The organism is Flavobacterium cheniae (genome assembly GCF_004363695.1).
Lineage (GTDB): Bacteria > Bacteroidota > Bacteroidia > Flavobacteriales > Flavobacteriaceae > Flavobacterium > Flavobacterium cheniae.
Genome location: NZ_SNZC01000002.1, coordinates 438,933 through 456,264 on the forward strand (window position 1 = coordinate 438,933; position 17,332 = coordinate 456,264).

Sequence of the window (17,332 nt, forward strand, 5' to 3'; positions counted from 1 at the left end):
AAGCGAGTGCAAATATAAACTGATTTTTTGTTATCGCAAATTATTTTATTGAAAAAATTATAAAAGTTTGTCTACTACTAATTGATAAATATCTTTTCCGAAAGTTAAAGCCATTAACGTCAATAAGATAATCATTCCAAAGGTTTGAACATACCCAGCTGCTTTGTCTGATAATTTTTTCCCAGTTATCATTTCAACAATCGTAAATAATGCGTGTCCGCCGTCTAAACCAGGAATTGGCAATAAGTTCATAAATGCCAATCCGATTGAGAATAATGCTGTGAAATTCCAAATAAATTCCCAATTCCAAGTATCTGGTAAACGACGCGCAATTCCAATCGGACTTTGAACGTGTTTGTAAGCTTCTGTTTTTGGGCGTAAAATTAATTTGAATTGTTTTACATTATAAACTAACAGCGACCATGACTCTTTTACTGCCGCAGGAACCGCTTGACCGAAAGACAATTTATTATTTACTTCGTAATCTAATTTATCTAATGCTTTGTTGATGAAACCTAATTTTCCTTCCTTATCAACCTTCGCTTTCAATTCAACCATTTGAGTTCCTCTCAAAACTGACAAAGAAATGCTATCATTTTTATGTTTTGAAATTCGTTCTTTAAACTCATCATAATAAGTAAAAGCTGTTCCGTTTAACGCTTTAATTTTATCACCTTTTTTTAAACCTGCTACATCTGCTGCCGATTTTGGAACAACAGAATCTACTACGGTATTTGAAAATCGAGGTCCAACAAATTCTTTTCCTTCTTTACTTATGATTTCACCTTTCATTTCATCGGTTAAAATCACATCAACTTTAGCACCATTACGTTCTACCTCAACTTTATCACCTAATAAAACATCTAATGTCATACGGTTAAAACTTGGTTGGTGTTTTCCGTCTACTGAAAGAATTTTATCTCCATTTCTAAAACCTGCTTTTTGACCTACTTCGCCAAAAGCCAATCCGTTTTCTTGAATTTTAGCTGTTGAAATAAATTTTTGCCCTACAGTCGAATACATAATCGTAAAAATCAACCAAGCCAAAATTACATTCACAATAATCCCGCCTAACATAATAATCAAACGTTGCCAAGCTGGTTTTGAACGGAATTCCCATGGCTGAGCTTCCTCGCTCATTTGTTCCGTATCCATACTTTCATCAATCATTCCCGAAAGTTTTACATAACCTCCTAGTGGTAACCATCCGATTCCCCATTCTGTTTCACCAATTTTCTTTTTCACTAATGAAAAACCAGCATCCATAAACAAGTAAAATTTCTCTACTCGTACTTTAAACATCTTGGCTGTAATGTAGTGACCAAATTCGTGAAGAATTACTAAAACTGATAATATGAATAATATTTGTGCTACTTGAATCATTTTTACGCTTTTATTTAAACGACAAAAGTAAGGTTTTCACCTTACTTTTCATCATTATTTTATATGCTAACTATTTTTTTATAAAATTTTTATGAATTGCACCTTCCGAAGTAGTAATTTTCATCACATGCATTCCCGAACTTAAGTTATCAATTCTAAAATCTGCCATTTGATGTGTTGCTAATAGTTGCCCTAACGTATTGTAAATTTCTACTTTTTCTAATTGAGTAGTAGTTGGCATCATGATATGCAATTCGTCATTTGCAGGATTTGGGTAAACTGAAATTGCTTCTTCTAGTTCAAAACTATTGTTTGATAATGTTGTTGAATTACTGCTTGAAATAATGTGTTTGTTTGGGTCAAAAATAACACCTGTTACTAAAAACGGAACTGGCACCACGAATTGTTGATTATTAACCGTATTATTCACTACCACATCATGCGTTAATCCTCCTGCTCCTGTTAATCTAATTTCTAAAGGCATTTCAAAGAAAGCAACACTTGAATGTGACTGGGTTTGATTAACCGTAATTCGTGCTTGCCCTGTACCTAAGGTTTGAACAGCTAATGCGTACGATGGATATCCTTGCATATACACCCAATCATTAAAAAATTCATCCAAATTACTACCGTGAACCGCCTCTAGATGTCCTTTTAAATCATTTGTTTGCGCATACGCATACGCTAGATTTGTATCGTTTAAATAATTACGAAGTGCCAAGAAAAAATTAGCATCACCCATAACCCATCGCAACATATGAGTTACCATAGAGCCTTTGTTATATGACAATCTACTACTAAAAATGCGCCCAACATTTAAAGCTTCAGCATCTGTTAGATAAAGTGCACCTCCTGTTTGCGAGGTAATATTTGTGATTTTTCCATTTTTCCACGAAACAAAAGACGCATCGCCATCCAATTCTTCCACCATAATTCCTGCAGTATATTCTGTTAAACCTTCATTTAACCAAATATCTTTCCAAGATCCGCAAGTAACTTTATTTCCAAACCATTGGTGACCCAACTCATGAGCAATTAAACTTCTCCCCCAACTTCCCATTGAAGACATTGTTGCATGTTCCATTCCACCACCCCATCCAAATTGCACATGACCATATTGCTCATTTCTGTAAGGATAAGGTCCAAATTTTTCTTCAAAAACATTCATTATTGGAACAGTTACATCAAGCGCATTTCTATTTGTAGCAGTATTACTTTCAGGATACAAGTAATTATTTATTGGGAAAAACGGGCTCTCAACTGTTCCTAAACCTGCCTGAATATTATACGTTGTATAATTTGTTACATTTAACGAAATTAAATAGGCAGGAATTGGGTAATTATGTCTAAAATGACGCGTTGTATTTCCTCCTGAAGTTACAGAACTCTGCAACAAACCGTTTGAAACCCCAATGTAAGTATCTGGACAAGTGATATAAATATCAAAACTTGCTATTTTATCAGTCAAATCTTGTTTACATGGCCACCAATCTCTTGCTCCAAAAGGCTCAGAAAGAGTAAAAATAACAGGTGTTCCACTATGAGTACTTCGAGTAAAACCGCCTTCTGCTTGAGGCGGAGAACCTGCATAAGTAATTTCTACTGTTGCACTATTTCCTGTTGTTAACGTTGATGGTAAATTAATGTTTAACTCATAGTTGCTTTGGTTAAAAGTAAGACTTGTACTGTTCATTGTTACCGAACTTACTACTAAAGCTGTTGCCATATCAAAAGTAACTACATTCATATTAGAGAGCGCAGTAAAAGTAGTTTTAACAACACCACTAATGTATGGCGTTGTATTGTTTGGATTTACTGTAAAACGCAACTCATGATACGTTACATCATAGTTTTGAGTATTGGGATTTACTCTTAGATTTTGCAAAGACGAAGCCGATTTCATTTCTGCTTCCACCATTCTTTCAAATTCGTTATTATCAGTTTGGGCAAAACCAATAACACCAAATAAGATTAGAAGACTTAAGGTAATTTTTTTCATTTTTTGTAGGTTATAAGATTTTGGGGGCAACTTTTAGTGATTTAATTTTATTAAAACCCAACAGAATTAAGCTTAAAATTATCAATTTACATAAAAATTAAGCGAATATACAATAATATCTTTATTTTTAGAAAGGTTTGTGTGAGAATTTACTCAATTCACAAAAACACACAAGCTGTTGCTATTTTTACTCATTATCTAAATCCAATTTCTTAAATTTGCAACCTTAAAATCCTATATATTATGTTACAGATAGCGTACATTAGAGAAAACAAAGACGAAGTAGTAAAACGATTAGCTAAGAAAAACTTAGATGCTAAAAATGCGATTGAAGAAGTTATCGCATTAGACGAAAAAAGAAGAGCAACTCAAGCAGAATTAGACACTATTAAATCCGAGTCAAATAAGCTATCCAAAGATATTGGAGATTTAATGAAAAGTGGCGAAAAAGCGAAAGCCGAAATTTTAAAAGAAAAATCGGTTCAACTTCGTGAAAAAGACAAAGAGCTTACTGAAGTATTAAATGCTTTTGCCTCAAAATTACAAGAAGAATTATACAAATTACCTAATTTACCAGCAGACATCGTTCCGGAAGGAAAAACACCAGAAGAAAACCTAAACGTTTTTCAAGAAGGTGACATTCCTAAATTACATGAAGGTGCTTTACCTCACTGGGAATTAGCAAAAAAATACGATTTAATTGATTTTGAATTAGGAGTAAAAATCACAGGAGCAGGTTTCCCAGTTTACAAAGGAAAATGTGCCAAATTGCAACGTGCGTTAATCACTTATTTCTTAGATAAAAATACCGATGCGGGTTACTTGGAATATCAAGTGCCTCACATGGTAAACGAAGCTTCTGGTTTTGGAACAGGACAATTACCTGACAAAGAAGGGCAAATGTACCACGTAGGTGTTGATGATTTATATTTAATTCCAACTGCGGAAGTTCCAGTAACGAATATCTTTAGAGATGTATTGTTAAACGAAAATGATTTACCAGTTCTTTGTACAGGATATACGCCTTGTTTCCGTCGTGAAGCAGGTTCATATGGCGCACACGTTCGTGGATTAAATCGTTTACACCAATTTGATAAAGTAGAAATCGTTCGTATTGAACATCCAGACAATTCATACCAAGCATTAGACGGAATGGTAGAACACGTGAAAGGAATTTTACAAGAATTAAAATTACCATACCGTATTTTAAGATTATGTGGCGGCGACATGAGTTTTGCTTCTGCCTTAACGTATGATTTCGAAGTTTATTCAACTGCGCAAGAGCGTTGGTTAGAAATTAGTTCGGTTTCTAATTTTGAAACGTTTCAAGCAAATCGTTTAAAACTACGTTTCAAAGACAAAGAAGGTAAAAACCAATTGGCACACACATTGAACGGAAGTTCATTAGCGTTACCAAGAGTATTAGCTGGAATTTTAGAAAACTACCAAACACCTGAAGGTATCGTAGTTCCTGAAGTTTTAAGAAAATACACTGGATTTGATATTATTAACTAAACGTTAATCTTTATAAAATAATGTACTAATTTGACGCTAAAAAGTGTTACTTTAGTACATTATTTGTTTTATTTATGTTGCAAAAAATTGCTTTTTTCATACTCTTTTTGTCCTCGTTTTGGGTTTCGGCACAGAACGAGCAATTGGCCATGGACTATTTTGAAAAAGGCGAATTTCAAAAAGCATTGACTTTATTTGAGGAAATTTCGACAAAACAACCTTCAAATTATTTCTTTTTTCAAAGAGTAATTGATTGCTACCAACAATTGCAACAATATGATAAAGCAGAAAATGCCATTACAAAACGAAAAGACAAATACAACCAACCTTTGTTGTATATTGAATTGGGTTACAATTACCAACTTCAAAAAAATACCGAAAAAGCAGATAAAAATTACGAATTAGCCATTCAAGAAGTTGAAAAAGAGCCGAATTACGCATATCAAGTTGCTAATTCCTTTGAGAAAAAAGTGTTGCTAACTTGGGCTTTAAAAGCGTATGAAACCGCACAAAAGAAAAATTCTAATCTAAATTTCGATTATCAAACCGCCATGGTTCAAGGACAATTAGGTAATTTAGAAGTGATGCTGAACAAACTATTAGATTACGGATACAATACTCCAGAAGGAACTCCAATGGTTCAAAACCAATTGACCCGTTTTTTAATGGATGATTCTGATGGTTCTTTCGCTGCAACTATTCGAAAAAACTTATTGCTTAGAACGCAAAAATCACAAGATGTGTATTGGAACCAATTTTTGAGTTGGTTTTTCGTTCAACAAAAGGAATACGGAAAAGCCTTTGTTCAAGAGAAAGCAGTTTATAAAAGAAATCCTGAAAGTTTTTATAACATTGTCACTTTGGGAAGTATGGCAGTAGAAGAAAAACAATTTGATGACGCAAAACTTATTTTAGAATTTGTTTTAGAAAACACTCAGGATTTGGAATTACAAATGAAAGCGCATCATTTTCTAATTTCGATGGAAATGGAATCGGCAACTTCAAAAGAGTATCCTGTAATCGATTTGAAACTTCAAGAATTAGTGAAAAAATACGGCATTAGTCCGTATTCATTAGACTTGCAAATTCTTTCAGCCCATTTTAAAACGTTTTATCTGAATCAATCAAAATCAGGAATTGAACTTTTACAAAACACATTAAAATTACCATTAAACTTGCGAGATCAATCAAAAGTGAAAATGGAATTAGCTGATATTATGGTGTATGATGAAAAATTCAATCAAGCCATTTTATATTATGCACAAGTAGAAGATAATTTAAAAAATGATGTTTTAGCTCACGAAGCAAGCCTAAAATTAGCCAAAGCAAACTTCTACAAAAAAGATTTCGACTGGACGTTGCAACAAGTAAAAGTCTTAAAACAATCACCAAGTTTGCTAATTGCAAATGATGCTATCGAAATGTTTTTACTTATCCAAGACAATTCTGCCGAAGACAGTTTGCGAGTGGCACTTCAAGCTTATGCTAAAGCCGATTTACAAATGTATCAAAACAAAAACGAAGAAGCTTTGCAATCGTTCTTAGCTATTTTACAAAAACACAAAGGTGAAAGTATTGAAGAAAGCACATTGTTTAAAGTTGGGAAAATTTACGAAGAGAAGAAAGATTATCTGAAAGCATTAAGTTATTACCAAAACATTTTAGATAATTACAAAGACGGGATTTACAAAGATGAAGCCTTATTTTTTTCCGCAGAGATTTATAGAAAATATCTTTTAGACAATGAAAAAGCAAAACCTTTGTATGAAAAAATGGTTTTAGAACATCCTGATAGTTTGTATTATACAGAAAGTAGAAAACAATATAGAACTTTGAGAGGCGATACAACTATTTAGAGGAAAGAAGAAAGAAACAAGAGAAAAGATATTTTTAGTTAAACAATTAAAAAAGAATAATGATTATATATAACGTAACAGTAAACGTAGATGAAAGCATTCACCATGATTGGTTAAAATGGATGCAAAACAAACATATTAACGATGTTTTAGCAACAGGTTTGTTTACCAATGCTAAAATGGTTCGAGTAGTGGTGGAAGAAGAAATGGGAGGCACAACCTATGCCGTACAATATTTCACGGATTCGAGAGCAAAACTAGAAGATTATTACCAAAACCACGCACCGAGATTACGCCAGGAAGGACTACATCTTTTTGCAGATAAAATGTTAGCTTTTAGAACTGAGTTGGAAGTAATGGGAGAATTCTACGGAGAAACAAATTAAAATGGAAAAAGTAAGCGCAAAAAAACACTTAGGACAACATTTCCTAAAAGACGAAAGTATTGCAAAAGATATTGCTGATACACTTTCGCTGGAAGGCTATTCAAAAATTTTGGAAATTGGTCCAGGAATGGGTGTTTTAACCAAATATTTATTAGACAAACCAACCGAAACCTTTGTAATTGAAATCGACAAAGAATCGGTTGAATATTTGGGTGTTCACTTTCCAAAATTAGAAAATCATATCATTTCGAAAGATTTTTTAAAATACAATTTAAACGAAGTTTTCAATGACGAACCTTTTGCAATCATTGGAAATTTCCCTTACAATATTTCAACTCAAATTGTGTTCAAAACCTTAGAAATGCGCGACCAAATTCCAGAATTTGCTGGCATGTTTCAAAAAGAAGTTGCCCAACGAATTTGCGAGAAAAAAGGAAGTAAAGTCTACGGAATTTTATCGGTTTTAACACAAGCATTTTATGACGCGGAATACCTATTTACGGTTCCGCCTAATGTTTTTAATCCACCACCAAAAGTAGATTCTGGTGTGTTACGATTAAGAAGAAAAGCAGATTACTCATTACCATGTGATGAAAAAATGTTCTTTAGAGTAGTAAAAACCGCTTTTCAACAAAGAAGAAAAACATTGCGAAATAGCTTAAAAACATTCAATTTTTCTGATAATTTAAAATTAGACACTATCTTTGACCTCCGTCCGGAACAACTAACGGTGGAACAATTTATATCAATTACCCAAAAAATAACAGCCGATGGAGTTTAAAATCAGCAGAGAGTTTCTATCTGAAATAGAACAACTTATAAGTGAAAACAAGTCGCAAGAATTACTTTTGCTTCTTGAAGATATTCACTTTGCTGATATTGCCGAAATCATGGAAGAACTCGATGATTATGGCGCTGGCTATATTTTTAACACCTTAGATTCTGAAAAAACAGCCGAAATTCTTCTGGAATTAGACGAAGAAGTTCGTGAAAAAATCTTACGTAATCTTTCACCAAAAGAAATCGCAGAAGAGCTTGACGAATTAAGCACAGACGACGCTGCTGATATTATTGCCGAATTACCTCAACACAAAAAAGAACAAGTAATTTCGGAATTAGAAGACGTTGAACACGCCAAAGACATTGTAGATTTATTGCGCTACGATGAAGATTCTGCTGGTGGTTTGATGGGGAAAGAATTGGTAAAAGTTAATGAAAATTGGAACGTTTTAACTTGCGTAAAAGAAATGCGCGCTCAGGCCGAAAATGTTTCAAGAGTACATTCAATATATGTGGTGGATGATGAAGATCGATTAAAAGGCCGATTATCCTTAAAAGATTTATTAACCACCTCAACAAAAACCCATATTAGTGAAGTTTATATCAAAAAAGTAGACTATGTAAAAGTAGACACTAAAGATGTAGAAGTTGCGCGAATCATGCAAAAATATGACTTGGAAGCCATTCCGGTTGTAGATGAATTAGGTCGTTTAGTTGGTCGTATTACTATTGATGATATTATCGATGTCATCAAAGAAGAAGCCGACAAAGATTACCAGTTGGCAGCGGGTATTTCGCAAGACGTTGAAGCCGATGACAGTATTTTAGAACTAACAAAAGCACGCTTGCCTTGGTTAGTTTTAGCATTATTTGGTGGATTTATTTCGGTACACGTTTTGGGAATTTTTGAACCAGTCATGAAATTTCATCCCGAATTATTTTTCTTTACACCGCTAATTGCCGCAATGGCTGGAAACGTTGGAGTTCAATCTTCTGCAATTATTGTACAAGGTTTAGCAAACAACACTATTATTGGTCCAGTTGTTGAACGTTTATTAAAAGAACTTTCTTTGAGTTTATTAAACGGAGTGATTCTTTCGATAATCTTATTAGCTGGTAGTTACTTCTTATTAGGATACGAAATCCATGTAGGTTACACCGTTTCAATTGCTCTACTTTCAGTAATTATTATGGCATCGTTAATTGGAACTTTTATTCCTATCATCTTAAATAAATACGGCGTTGACCCTGCATTAGCAACAGGTCCTTTTATTACTACAAGTAACGATATCTTAGGAATTTTGACTTATTTTACTATTGCTAAGATTATTTTGGGGATATAATTAACTTTGTATAATTACAATCTTTGGGGATTATCAATTTTTTATCAATTTTCGTAAGTGCTTTTAATTCAAATTTAAAGACAACTTTTCTATCTGAATTTAGATGATACATCATTTTTAAAAGACCATTTGGAATATTTTTCTCCGATTTCCATTCTTCATAAGGAGTTGAATCTGTTAGAAAGGGTAAAAAATTTGGAGATTCTTTTGAGACTATATAGTGATATTCAACAATTTTTTTTCTTTTGATATAACTCAAACTCTTATTTGATTTAATAGCATAATGATAATATAGTGTGTCATTTATCAATGTATCATTATAATTTACAAAATCGTATTCCTTTATTTTATGTTTATTAGGATTTCCTGATTTAATTACATCATTACAATCAATATTTACAACTTCTGATTTAAAAAACAATTCTTTATTAGCTTTAGATCTTACAGAAATTTCTTTGTCTCTATCAATCATTCTAAAATCAACATGTGTTGAATCTTTATAGTTAGTTAACTCAGTAAAAAAATCATTGTCATTAGAGTTAATATAACAAATTCTTTCAAAATTTTTATCTTGAAAACTTACATTATAAACTAATACATAATCAAAATGATAGCTATTTTGTGAAAAACCTAAACTTCCAACAAAACAAAATAACAATAGAAAAAAACGTTTCATAACTCTATATTTTCTTACAATTTTACAAAATTTTTAAAACGCTTCCCAACCTTTTCCATTTTATTTCACTCTATACAATAAACACTAAAGTTTATAGAGATGAAAAAAATACTTGCATTTGCATTATTATGTTTTTCGGCAATAGGATTTGCTCAAAAACCAATTTTTACTTCCGCTAAAATTAAAAGCGCGACAGTTTATAGTAATTCAGCTGAATTGTTACAATCGGCAGCCGTAACACTTCCTTCCGGAACTAGTGAGATTGTTATTAAAAATGTTGCTGATTATGTAAATGAGAATACCATTCAAATTGGTGCTCCGTCTAATGTTACAGTTTTATCGGTTCAGTTTACACGCAATTTTATTTCGGAATATGAAATTGATGAAAGCAATCCGATGATTAAAAGAGTTCGTGATAGTATTATGCTTATCGAAAAAGAAATGGGAAAAATTGCCAATGAAAAAGTATCCTATTCCAAAACGATTGATTTATTAGATAAAAATCAAAATGTTGCTGGGCAAAATTCAGGTTTAAATGTATCTGAGTTAATCAAATTAGTAGATTATTATAGAGCTAAAAGAAACGAGTTGAGTAATTTGGTTGATACATTAATCGAGAAAGAAAACAAGTTAAAAGACAAACTATCAAAACTGAATTCTAAATTAGAATTGAATACTCAAAAACAAGAAAAATCTTCGCAAGGTAAATTAGTGTTACAAGTTATGACTGATGTTGCAAGTTCAGTTAATTTAGATATCAATTACCTTACAAACAACGCTTCGTGGTCACCATTTTACGATTTACGTGCCGACAATATCAACTCACCAATCAACCTAATGTACAAAGCAAAAGTGGTACAAAACACAGGAATTGATTGGAAAAAAGTAAAACTAACACTTTCAAGTGGTAATCCAAATCAAAATAACACTGCCCCAATTTTACAAGCTTGGTTTTTACGATATGGCTATCCGAGAACTTATAATAATAGTAATGTTGTTATGAATTCTGTTGCGATAAGAGGAGCTGTTTCATATGATAAAAAAGCAGAAATGGATGAATCCTCTATTTCAAATTACACTACAATAAATGAAAACCAATTAAATATTTCTTTTGATATTGATATTCCATATGACATTTTATCGAATGGAAAAGCACATAGTGTTGCCTTGAAAGATTTAAAATTACCAGCAACATATAAATATTACGCCGTTCCAAAAGTGGAAAAAGAAGCCTTTTTGTTAGCTGAAATTAGCGAATATTCTAAATTCAATTTGTTACCTGGTGAAGCGAATATAATCTTCGAAGGCATGTATGTGGGTAAAACCATGATTAACCCAAATCAAACATCTGATACGTTGAATTTGAGTATGGGAAGAGATAAAAAAATCGCCATCAAACGAGAAAAAATTGCGGATAAATCGGGAACTAAATTCTTGTCGGGATATAAAGAACAAACTTTTACTTACGATATCACCGTAAAAAACAACAAAAAAGAAGCAATTGAAATGTTGTTGAAAGATCAATATCCAATCAGTACCGATAAAGAAATCACCATCGAATTATTAGACAACGGAAAAGCAAAAGTAAATGCCGAAACCGGAATTCTAACTTGGGATGTGAAACTTAACGCTGGAGAAACTAAGAAATTCAGAATCAGTTATAAGGTCAAATATCCGAAGGATAAGTTTATAGATAATTTGTAAAAAAACACTTTGTCAAGCTGAACTCGTTTCAGCTTCTCAAACTGGATTCTGAAACAAGTTCAGAATGACAAAAAATCAGTGTTCAGAAGTAAGTGTTCAGTATATAACTGATTACTTATAACTGAACACTGATTACTTTTTTTAAGGAGCTGGATTCGGAATTAATTCCTGAATTTTCTCTATTTCAGCTACGATTTCGTCTGATAAAACAGTGTCAAAAGCAGTTATGTTTTCTTGCAATTGTTCCATAGTGGTAGCACCAATAATCGTTGAAGTCACAAATTTTTGGCGATGTACAAAAGCAATTGCCATTTGGGTTAACGTTAAACCATTAGCTTCTGCTAATTCTTTGTATAATTTGGTTGCTCTGAAGCAGTTTTCATTGGTATAACGAACGAAATTAGGAAACAATTTCATACGAGAATTTTCTGGATAACCATTCAAATATTTTCCAGATAAAAATCCGAATCCTAATGGTGAATACGCTAATAACCCAACATTTTCACGCATTCCAATTTCAGACAAACCAACTTCATACAAACGATTCAACAATGAAAACGGATTTTGTATCGTTGCTATTCTTGGCAAACCGTGTTTCTCGCTTTCCATTAAAAAACGCATTACACCCCACGGATTTTCATTTGAAAGTCCAATGTGTTTGATTTTCCCTTCTTTGATTAATCCGTCGTAAACTGTTAATACATCAAAAATATTGTCTTGCCATTTTGTATCCAATTCCTGAACACCGCGTTTTTGAAACATATTCATGATGCGTTCTGGCCAATGCATTTGATATAAATCGATATAATCGGTTTGAAGGTTTTTTAAACTTAATTCTACCGCTTCGTGAATACTTTTCTTTGAAAAATCTAATGGCTGACGAATGTACTCCATTCCACGATTTGGTCCCGCAATTTTAGTAGCTAAAACCAGTTTTTCTCTTTCTGAAGCACCAATTTTCTTTATCCAAGTTCCAATGTGACGTTCTGTACTTCCAAAGATTTGAGCGTTGCCACCAATAGGATACATTTCGGCAGTATCAATAAAATTGATTCCTTTTTCAAGAGCATAATCCAATTGACTGTGCGATTCACTTTCGGTATTTTGATTCCCAAAAGTCATAGTTCCTAAACAGATTTTGCTGACTTTTAGTTCGGTATTGGGTAGTGTTGTGTAGTTCATTTCAGGATTTGAAAATTTAAAGTTCAAAGTTACAAAGTTTAACCCAAAGAAAAAGGCTTGAATTTTAAACTCAAGCCTTTTTTATCAATCTTTTATGAAATGTTATAGATCATTCAACATTTTAGAAATTTCATCTAACTTAGGCGTTAAGATGATTTCGATTCTTCTGTTTTTTGCTTTTCCTTCAGCCGTTTCGTTGCTCATCAAAGGCGCATATTCACCACGACCCGCAGCTGTTAAGTTTTCTTTTTTCACTTTGGCGTTTGCAGATAAAATATTCACAATCGCTGTAGCACGTTTTGTAGATAAATCCCAATTGTTCTCTACTCCACCACCAATAGTTCCTGTGATTTTATCATTATCAGTATGCCCTTCAATTAAAACAGAAATGTCTGGATTATCTCCTAAAACTTTCCCCACTAAATCCACTGCTTTTTTTCCTTCTGAGCCAACTGTCCAACTACCTGATTCGAAAAGTAATTTGTTTTCCATAGAAACATACACTTTCCCATCTCTTTCAGTTACAGTCAAACCTTTACCTTCAAAAGCTTTTAAGGATTTAGATAACGTTTCTTTTAGTTTTTTCATAGCCGCTTCTTTGTCAGCCATCATTTTTTCTAATTCGGCTAAACGAGTTGACGAAGCTTCTAAATCTTTTTTCAATTTGTTTAAACGATCTTGTTCCGCTGCTAAAGCTTTTTGTTTTGCTTCTAACTCGGCTAACAATTGTCTGTTTTTGTTAATATTAGCTTCTAAAGCATCGTTGCTGTCTTTTTCAAGAGCTGCATAAGACGCTTTCAAATTATCTAAACTCTTTTTTGTAGCAGCATAATCTGCCGCTAATTTATCACGTTCTGCTTTGGTTTTGTCTAATTCCGTTTGAAGATTGTTTTTGTCTAATTCCAACTGATTTTTATCGGTTTTTAGTAATCCATTTTCGTCAGATAAAGCGTTGTGTTCTTTCTTTAAATCGGCATATTTATTTTCTAAATCTTGGTAGATTTTTTTAGAAACACATGAAGTAGTTAAACTTAAAACTACGCAAGCAAGGGCAATTTTTCTAATCATTTTTATTTTGTTTTTATAATTGATTTTCAAGTTTCAGGTTTCAAGTTTGACGTTGATCTTTGAATTTGAACTTGTAATTGAACTTTTATTTAATTTCTACTAAAACTGGGCAATGGTCGGAATGTTTGGCTTCGGGTAAAATTAATGCTCTTTGAATTTTATCTTTCAAAGGTTCGGCTGCCAAACAATAATCGATTCTCCAACCTTTATTATTATTTCGAGCATTAGCTCTATAACTCCACCAACTGTAATTGTGTGGTTCTTTGTTCAAATGACGAAACGTATCAACAAATCCACTTTTTATGAAACCATCTAACCAAGCTCGTTCTTCAGGTAAAAATCCCGAAATCTTTGCATTTCTTATTGGATCATGAATATCGATTGCTTCGTGACAAATGTTGTAATCACCACAAATTACCAAGTTTGGAACTTCTTTTTTCAACTCATTAACATAGTTTTGAAAATCGTCCATGAACATGAACTTATGATCTAATCTATCAATATTTGTGCCAGATGGAAGATACAAACTCATAATAGAAACGTCTTCAAAATCTACTCGTAAATTTCTTCCTTCAAAATCCATGTGCTGAATTCCAGTTCCGAAAACTACATTTTTAGGCTCGATTTTTGACAAAACTGCCACACCACTATACCCTTTTTTTTCAGCTGGAAAATAATATTGGTACGGATAACCTGCTGCTTCAATTTCGATTTTAGGAATTTGGTCTTCGGTAGCTTTAATTTCTTGAAGACAAATAACATCGGGATTTGCTTGTTGCAACCATTCTAAAAAACCTTTGGTAATGGCTGCTCGAATTCCGTTAACGTTGTATGATATGATTTTCATTTACTACTATAGCTTTTGACCAAATATAAGAAAAAGGTTTTTAAAAATAAAGATTAGATTTCATCGATTTCATAATTCACTAACTATCAAGCTACTAAAAAATATAACAAAATCGTCTTTTTTATTAGCAAATGAAAAGTGCTGAAAATTCATCAAAATTCTTATCTTTGTTTCTTGCTCAATAAACAAATTATAAATGGGTTTAGTTACTGCTAAAGAAGTTGCAAAGGCAATTAATGCTGACAAATACGGGGTTTTCGGGACTTTCTCGGGCTGGTTGCTCATGAAAGTGCTTAAGATTTCTTCGCTGAACAAAATTTATGACCGAAACAAACATTTGAGTGAATTGGAATTTTTGAATGCTATTTTAGATGAATTCCAAATCAAGTTCGAAATCCCAGAAGAAGATTTAAAACGTTTACCAAAAGACGGCGCTTATATTACTATTTCTAATCATCCACTTGGCGGAATTGACGGTATTTTATTGTTGAAATTAATGCTTGAAAGAGAACCGAATTTCAAAATTATTGCCAACTTTCTATTGCATCGCATCGAACCGATGAAACCGTACATTATGCCGGTTAATCCGTTTGAAAATCATAAAGATGCAAAATCAAGCGTTGTTGGAATTAAAGAAACGTTACGTCATTTAAGCGATGGAAAACCATTAGGAATGTTTCCTGCTGGAGAAGTTTCTACTTATAAAGATGGTAAATTAGTCGTAGATAAACCTTGGGAAGAAGGTGCAATAAAAGTCATTCGTAAAGCGCAAGTTCCAGTTATTCCTATTTATTTTCATGCTAAGAATAGTAGATTGTTTTACTTCTTATCTAAAATAAATGACACACTTAGAACTGCAAAATTACCAAGTGAATTACTAACGCAAAAAGATAGAGTAATTAAAGTTCGTATTGGAAAACCTATTTCGGTAGCAGAACAAAACGAATACCAAGATATTGAAGCGTATGGTGATTTCTTACGCAAGAAAACCTATATGCTTTCGAATGCTTTTGAAGAGGAAAGTAAAATTAATTTACCAAAATTAAGCATTCCAAAACCTCCAAAGCAAATTGCGAAACCAGCAAATCATGATCAAATTTTAGAAGAGATGGCTTTTCTAAAAAATGGTGATTACCGCTTATTACAAAGTAAAAATTATGAAGTTTACTTCGTAACCGCTGATAAAATTCCGAATATCTTACACGAAATTGGTCGTTTGCGCGAAATTACATTTAGAGAAGTAGGCGAAGGAACAAATGAATCGTTAGATTTAGATGCTTACGACAAATACTATCATCACATGTTTTTGTGGGATGAAGAAGCACAGTGTATTGCTGGCGCTTATCGAATGGGATTAGGTTCGCATATTTATCCAAAGCACGGAATTGATGGTTTTTATTTGCATGAATTGTTCCGTTTTGAACCTGAATTGTATGATATGATGAGTAAATCTATCGAAATGGGTAGAGCGTTCATTATTAAAGAATACCAACAAAAACCAATGCCTTTGTTCTTGCTATGGAAAGGAATCGTTCACACGACTTTACATTATCCTGAACATAAATATTTGATTGGTGGCGTAAGTATTAGCAATCAGTTTTCTGAATTTTCAAAATCGTTGATGATTGAATTCATGAAGTCGCATTATTACGACCCATACATTGCGCAATATGTGCATCCGAAAAAAGAGTTCAAAGTAAAACTGAAAGACGCTGATAAAGATTTTGTTTTTAACGAAACCGAGTCAGACTTAAATAAATTTGACAAAATTATCGACGAATTAGAACCAGGAACTTTACGTTTACCGGTTTTAATTAAGAAATACATCAAACAAAACGCAAGAGTGGTTGCATTTAATGTGGATCCACTATTTAATAATGCGGTTGACGGATTAATGTACATTCGAATATCTGATATTCCTGAAAGTACCATGAAACCTGTAATGGAAGAGTTTCAAGCGGAATTGGAAAGAAAAGAGAAAGGCTAATCGATTGATTAGCCTTTCTCTTTTGATAATTAGGTTCTATTTTTTAACCTCAACAACAGTCGTATTTGCAATAATATCACCCAACCGTTGATTTTTACTTGAATTTTTTATAGTCAAAATTCCAATAATTCCAAAAGGAAACATATCAATTGGGTCGAATAAATGTCTTGTAATAGATTGACCAAAAGTTAATTCACCATTATTTGTTATAAGCGACTTAGGCTTTAATATTCAGAATTATATTCAGTTATCATCAATTCTGGTTTTGTCTTTGAATATTTTATAAAAAGACTATCTCCTATGTCAAATTTATACCTCTCTTCAAAACCATCAATTCCTTCATAAAATTTTCCATCGACTTTATATTTCACGTGAATAGAATTCCCTTTATAAGTATGTTTTTCAGTAACAATTCCACGTATAGTATGATAATCTGCTTTTATGAATTTTATTTCTTCAATTCTTTCACTTCTCAAACTTGTCGCTATAAAATAAATAATGCTTACCAATCCAACCATTACAAAAAAAACACAAACTTTCTCTTTCGGCGATTTTTTTAATTGTTTTCTATTTTCCATTCGAATCTATTAAACCAAATTTACTCAA

The 17,332-nt window shown here is 32.6% G+C and carries 14 protein-coding genes; 7 read left to right on the forward strand and 7 right to left on the reverse strand.

The genetic code is table 11. From position 1 onward, the window contains the following. Nucleotides 1–57 precede the first annotated feature (57 nt). Nucleotides 58–1,383: an RIP metalloprotease RseP gene (gene rseP, locus C8D80_RS06975; protein WP_133608766.1), complete on the reverse strand. Its 1,326-nt coding sequence runs from the start codon at nucleotides 1,381–1,383 to the stop codon at nucleotides 58–60. Nucleotides 1,384–1,453: 70 nt separating this feature from the next. After that, a complete protein-coding gene (locus C8D80_RS06980; RefSeq protein ID WP_133608768.1) occupies nucleotides 1,454–3,382 on the reverse strand; it encodes a M1 family aminopeptidase in 1,929 nt (642 codons plus the stop codon). Between the two features lie 243 nt (nucleotides 3,383–3,625). Between C8D80_RS06980 and serS the strand changes: the two genes are divergently transcribed. The 5 genes from serS to mgtE all read left to right on the forward strand — a co-directional run bounded on the left by serS (nucleotide 3,626) and on the right by mgtE (nucleotide 9,262). Further along, the gene (serS, locus tag C8D80_RS06985; protein ID WP_133608770.1) at nucleotides 3,626–4,897 is read left to right on the forward strand and encodes a serine--tRNA ligase; all 1,272 of its coding nucleotides are present in this window, start codon (nucleotides 3,626–3,628) and stop codon (nucleotides 4,895–4,897) included. Between the two features lie 74 nt (nucleotides 4,898–4,971). Next, on the forward strand, nucleotides 4,972–6,753 hold the full coding sequence (locus C8D80_RS06990) for a tetratricopeptide repeat protein (protein ID WP_133608772.1): 1,782 nt from the start codon (nucleotides 4,972–4,974) through the stop codon (nucleotides 6,751–6,753). Between the two features lie 59 nt (nucleotides 6,754–6,812). Next, entirely contained in the window at nucleotides 6,813–7,139 is a 327-nt protein-coding gene (locus tag C8D80_RS06995) for a DUF4286 family protein (RefSeq protein WP_133608774.1), read from the forward strand. A gap of 1 nt (nucleotide 7,140) precedes the next feature. Beyond that, a complete protein-coding gene (rsmA, locus tag C8D80_RS07000) occupies nucleotides 7,141–7,920 on the forward strand; it encodes a 16S rRNA (adenine(1518)-N(6)/adenine(1519)-N(6))-dimethyltransferase RsmA (RefSeq protein ID WP_133608776.1) in 780 nt (259 codons plus the stop codon). After that, nucleotides 7,910–9,262, forward strand: coding sequence for a magnesium transporter (gene mgtE / locus C8D80_RS07005; RefSeq protein ID WP_133608778.1), 1,353 nt, complete (start codon nucleotides 7,910–7,912; stop codon nucleotides 9,260–9,262). Before rsmA ends, mgtE begins: the two co-directional genes overlap by 11 nt. Here the strand turns inward: mgtE and C8D80_RS07010 are convergent. Then, the gene (locus tag C8D80_RS07010; RefSeq protein ID WP_133608780.1) at nucleotides 9,246–9,938 is read right to left on the reverse strand and encodes a hypothetical protein; all 693 of its coding nucleotides are present in this window, start codon (nucleotides 9,936–9,938) and stop codon (nucleotides 9,246–9,248) included. The genes mgtE and C8D80_RS07010 overlap by 17 nt on opposite strands. 99 nt (nucleotides 9,939–10,037) lie before the next feature. Here C8D80_RS07010 and C8D80_RS07015 point away from each other — a divergent pair, with 99 nt between their 5' ends. Next, nucleotides 10,038–11,642 (forward strand): DUF4139 domain-containing protein, encoded by a 1,605-nt coding sequence (locus C8D80_RS07015; protein WP_133608782.1) that lies wholly within the window; start codon nucleotides 10,038–10,040, stop codon nucleotides 11,640–11,642. Nucleotides 11,643–11,783: 141 nt separating this feature from the next. Here the strand turns inward: C8D80_RS07015 and C8D80_RS07020 are convergent, their stop codons facing one another. From C8D80_RS07020 to C8D80_RS07030, 3 genes are all read right to left on the reverse strand, one after another. Next, nucleotides 11,784–12,824 carry an aldo/keto reductase gene (locus C8D80_RS07020; protein ID WP_133609450.1) on the reverse strand — a complete coding sequence of 347 codons (1,041 nt, stop codon included), beginning with the start codon at nucleotides 12,822–12,824 and terminating at the stop codon, nucleotides 11,784–11,786. Nucleotides 12,825–12,926: 102 nt separating this feature from the next. Beyond that, nucleotides 12,927–13,892, reverse strand: coding sequence for an OmpA family protein (locus tag C8D80_RS07025; RefSeq protein WP_133608784.1), 966 nt, complete (start codon nucleotides 13,890–13,892; stop codon nucleotides 12,927–12,929). An 85-nt stretch (nucleotides 13,893–13,977) separates the two neighbouring features. Further along, nucleotides 13,978–14,739 (reverse strand): exodeoxyribonuclease III, encoded by a 762-nt coding sequence (locus tag C8D80_RS07030; RefSeq protein ID WP_133608786.1) that lies wholly within the window; start codon nucleotides 14,737–14,739, stop codon nucleotides 13,978–13,980. 196 nt (nucleotides 14,740–14,935) lie between these two features. Between C8D80_RS07030 and C8D80_RS07035 the strand changes: the two genes are divergently transcribed. Beyond that, nucleotides 14,936–16,726, forward strand: coding sequence for a GNAT family N-acyltransferase (locus C8D80_RS07035; protein ID WP_133608788.1), 1,791 nt, complete (start codon nucleotides 14,936–14,938; stop codon nucleotides 16,724–16,726). A 224-nt stretch (nucleotides 16,727–16,950) separates the two neighbouring features. Here C8D80_RS07035 and C8D80_RS07045 read toward each other — a convergent pair whose 3' ends face one another. Continuing rightward, on the reverse strand, nucleotides 16,951–17,304 hold the full coding sequence (locus tag C8D80_RS07045; protein WP_133608790.1) for a hypothetical protein: 354 nt from the start codon (nucleotides 17,302–17,304) through the stop codon (nucleotides 16,951–16,953). Between the last annotated feature and the right edge of the window lie 28 nt (nucleotides 17,305–17,332).

What these genes read in the sequence shown, in the direction of transcription:
- rseP (WP_133608766.1), bottom strand. Translation starts at nt 1,383, where the DNA reads ATGATTCAAGTAGCACAAATATTATTCATATTATCAGTTTTAGTAATT.
- C8D80_RS07030 (WP_133608786.1), bottom strand. Translation starts at nt 14,739, where the DNA reads ATGAAAATCATATCATACAACGTTAACGGAATTCGAGCAGCCATTACC.
- C8D80_RS07010 (WP_133608780.1), bottom strand. Translation starts at nt 9,938, where the DNA reads ATGAAACGTTTTTTTCTATTGTTATTTTGTTTTGTTGGAAGTTTAGGT.
- C8D80_RS06990 (WP_133608772.1), top strand. Translation starts at nt 4,972, where the DNA reads ATGTTGCAAAAAATTGCTTTTTTCATACTCTTTTTGTCCTCGTTTTGG.
- C8D80_RS06980 (WP_133608768.1), bottom strand. Translation starts at nt 3,382, where the DNA reads ATGAAAAAAATTACCTTAAGTCTTCTAATCTTATTTGGTGTTATTGGT.
- serS (WP_133608770.1), top strand. Translation starts at nt 3,626, where the DNA reads ATGTTACAGATAGCGTACATTAGAGAAAACAAAGACGAAGTAGTAAAA.
- rsmA (WP_133608776.1), top strand. Translation starts at nt 7,141, where the DNA reads ATGGAAAAAGTAAGCGCAAAAAAACACTTAGGACAACATTTCCTAAAA.
- mgtE (WP_133608778.1), top strand. Translation starts at nt 7,910, where the DNA reads ATGGAGTTTAAAATCAGCAGAGAGTTTCTATCTGAAATAGAACAACTT.
- C8D80_RS07035 (WP_133608788.1), top strand. Translation starts at nt 14,936, where the DNA reads ATGGGTTTAGTTACTGCTAAAGAAGTTGCAAAGGCAATTAATGCTGAC.
- C8D80_RS07025 (WP_133608784.1), bottom strand. Translation starts at nt 13,892, where the DNA reads ATGATTAGAAAAATTGCCCTTGCTTGCGTAGTTTTAAGTTTAACTACT.
- C8D80_RS07015 (WP_133608782.1), top strand. Translation starts at nt 10,038, where the DNA reads ATGAAAAAAATACTTGCATTTGCATTATTATGTTTTTCGGCAATAGGA.
- C8D80_RS06995 (WP_133608774.1), top strand. Translation starts at nt 6,813, where the DNA reads ATGATTATATATAACGTAACAGTAAACGTAGATGAAAGCATTCACCAT.
- C8D80_RS07045 (WP_133608790.1), bottom strand. Translation starts at nt 17,304, where the DNA reads ATGGAAAATAGAAAACAATTAAAAAAATCGCCGAAAGAGAAAGTTTGT.
- C8D80_RS07020 (WP_133609450.1), bottom strand. Translation starts at nt 12,824, where the DNA reads ATGAACTACACAACACTACCCAATACCGAACTAAAAGTCAGCAAAATC.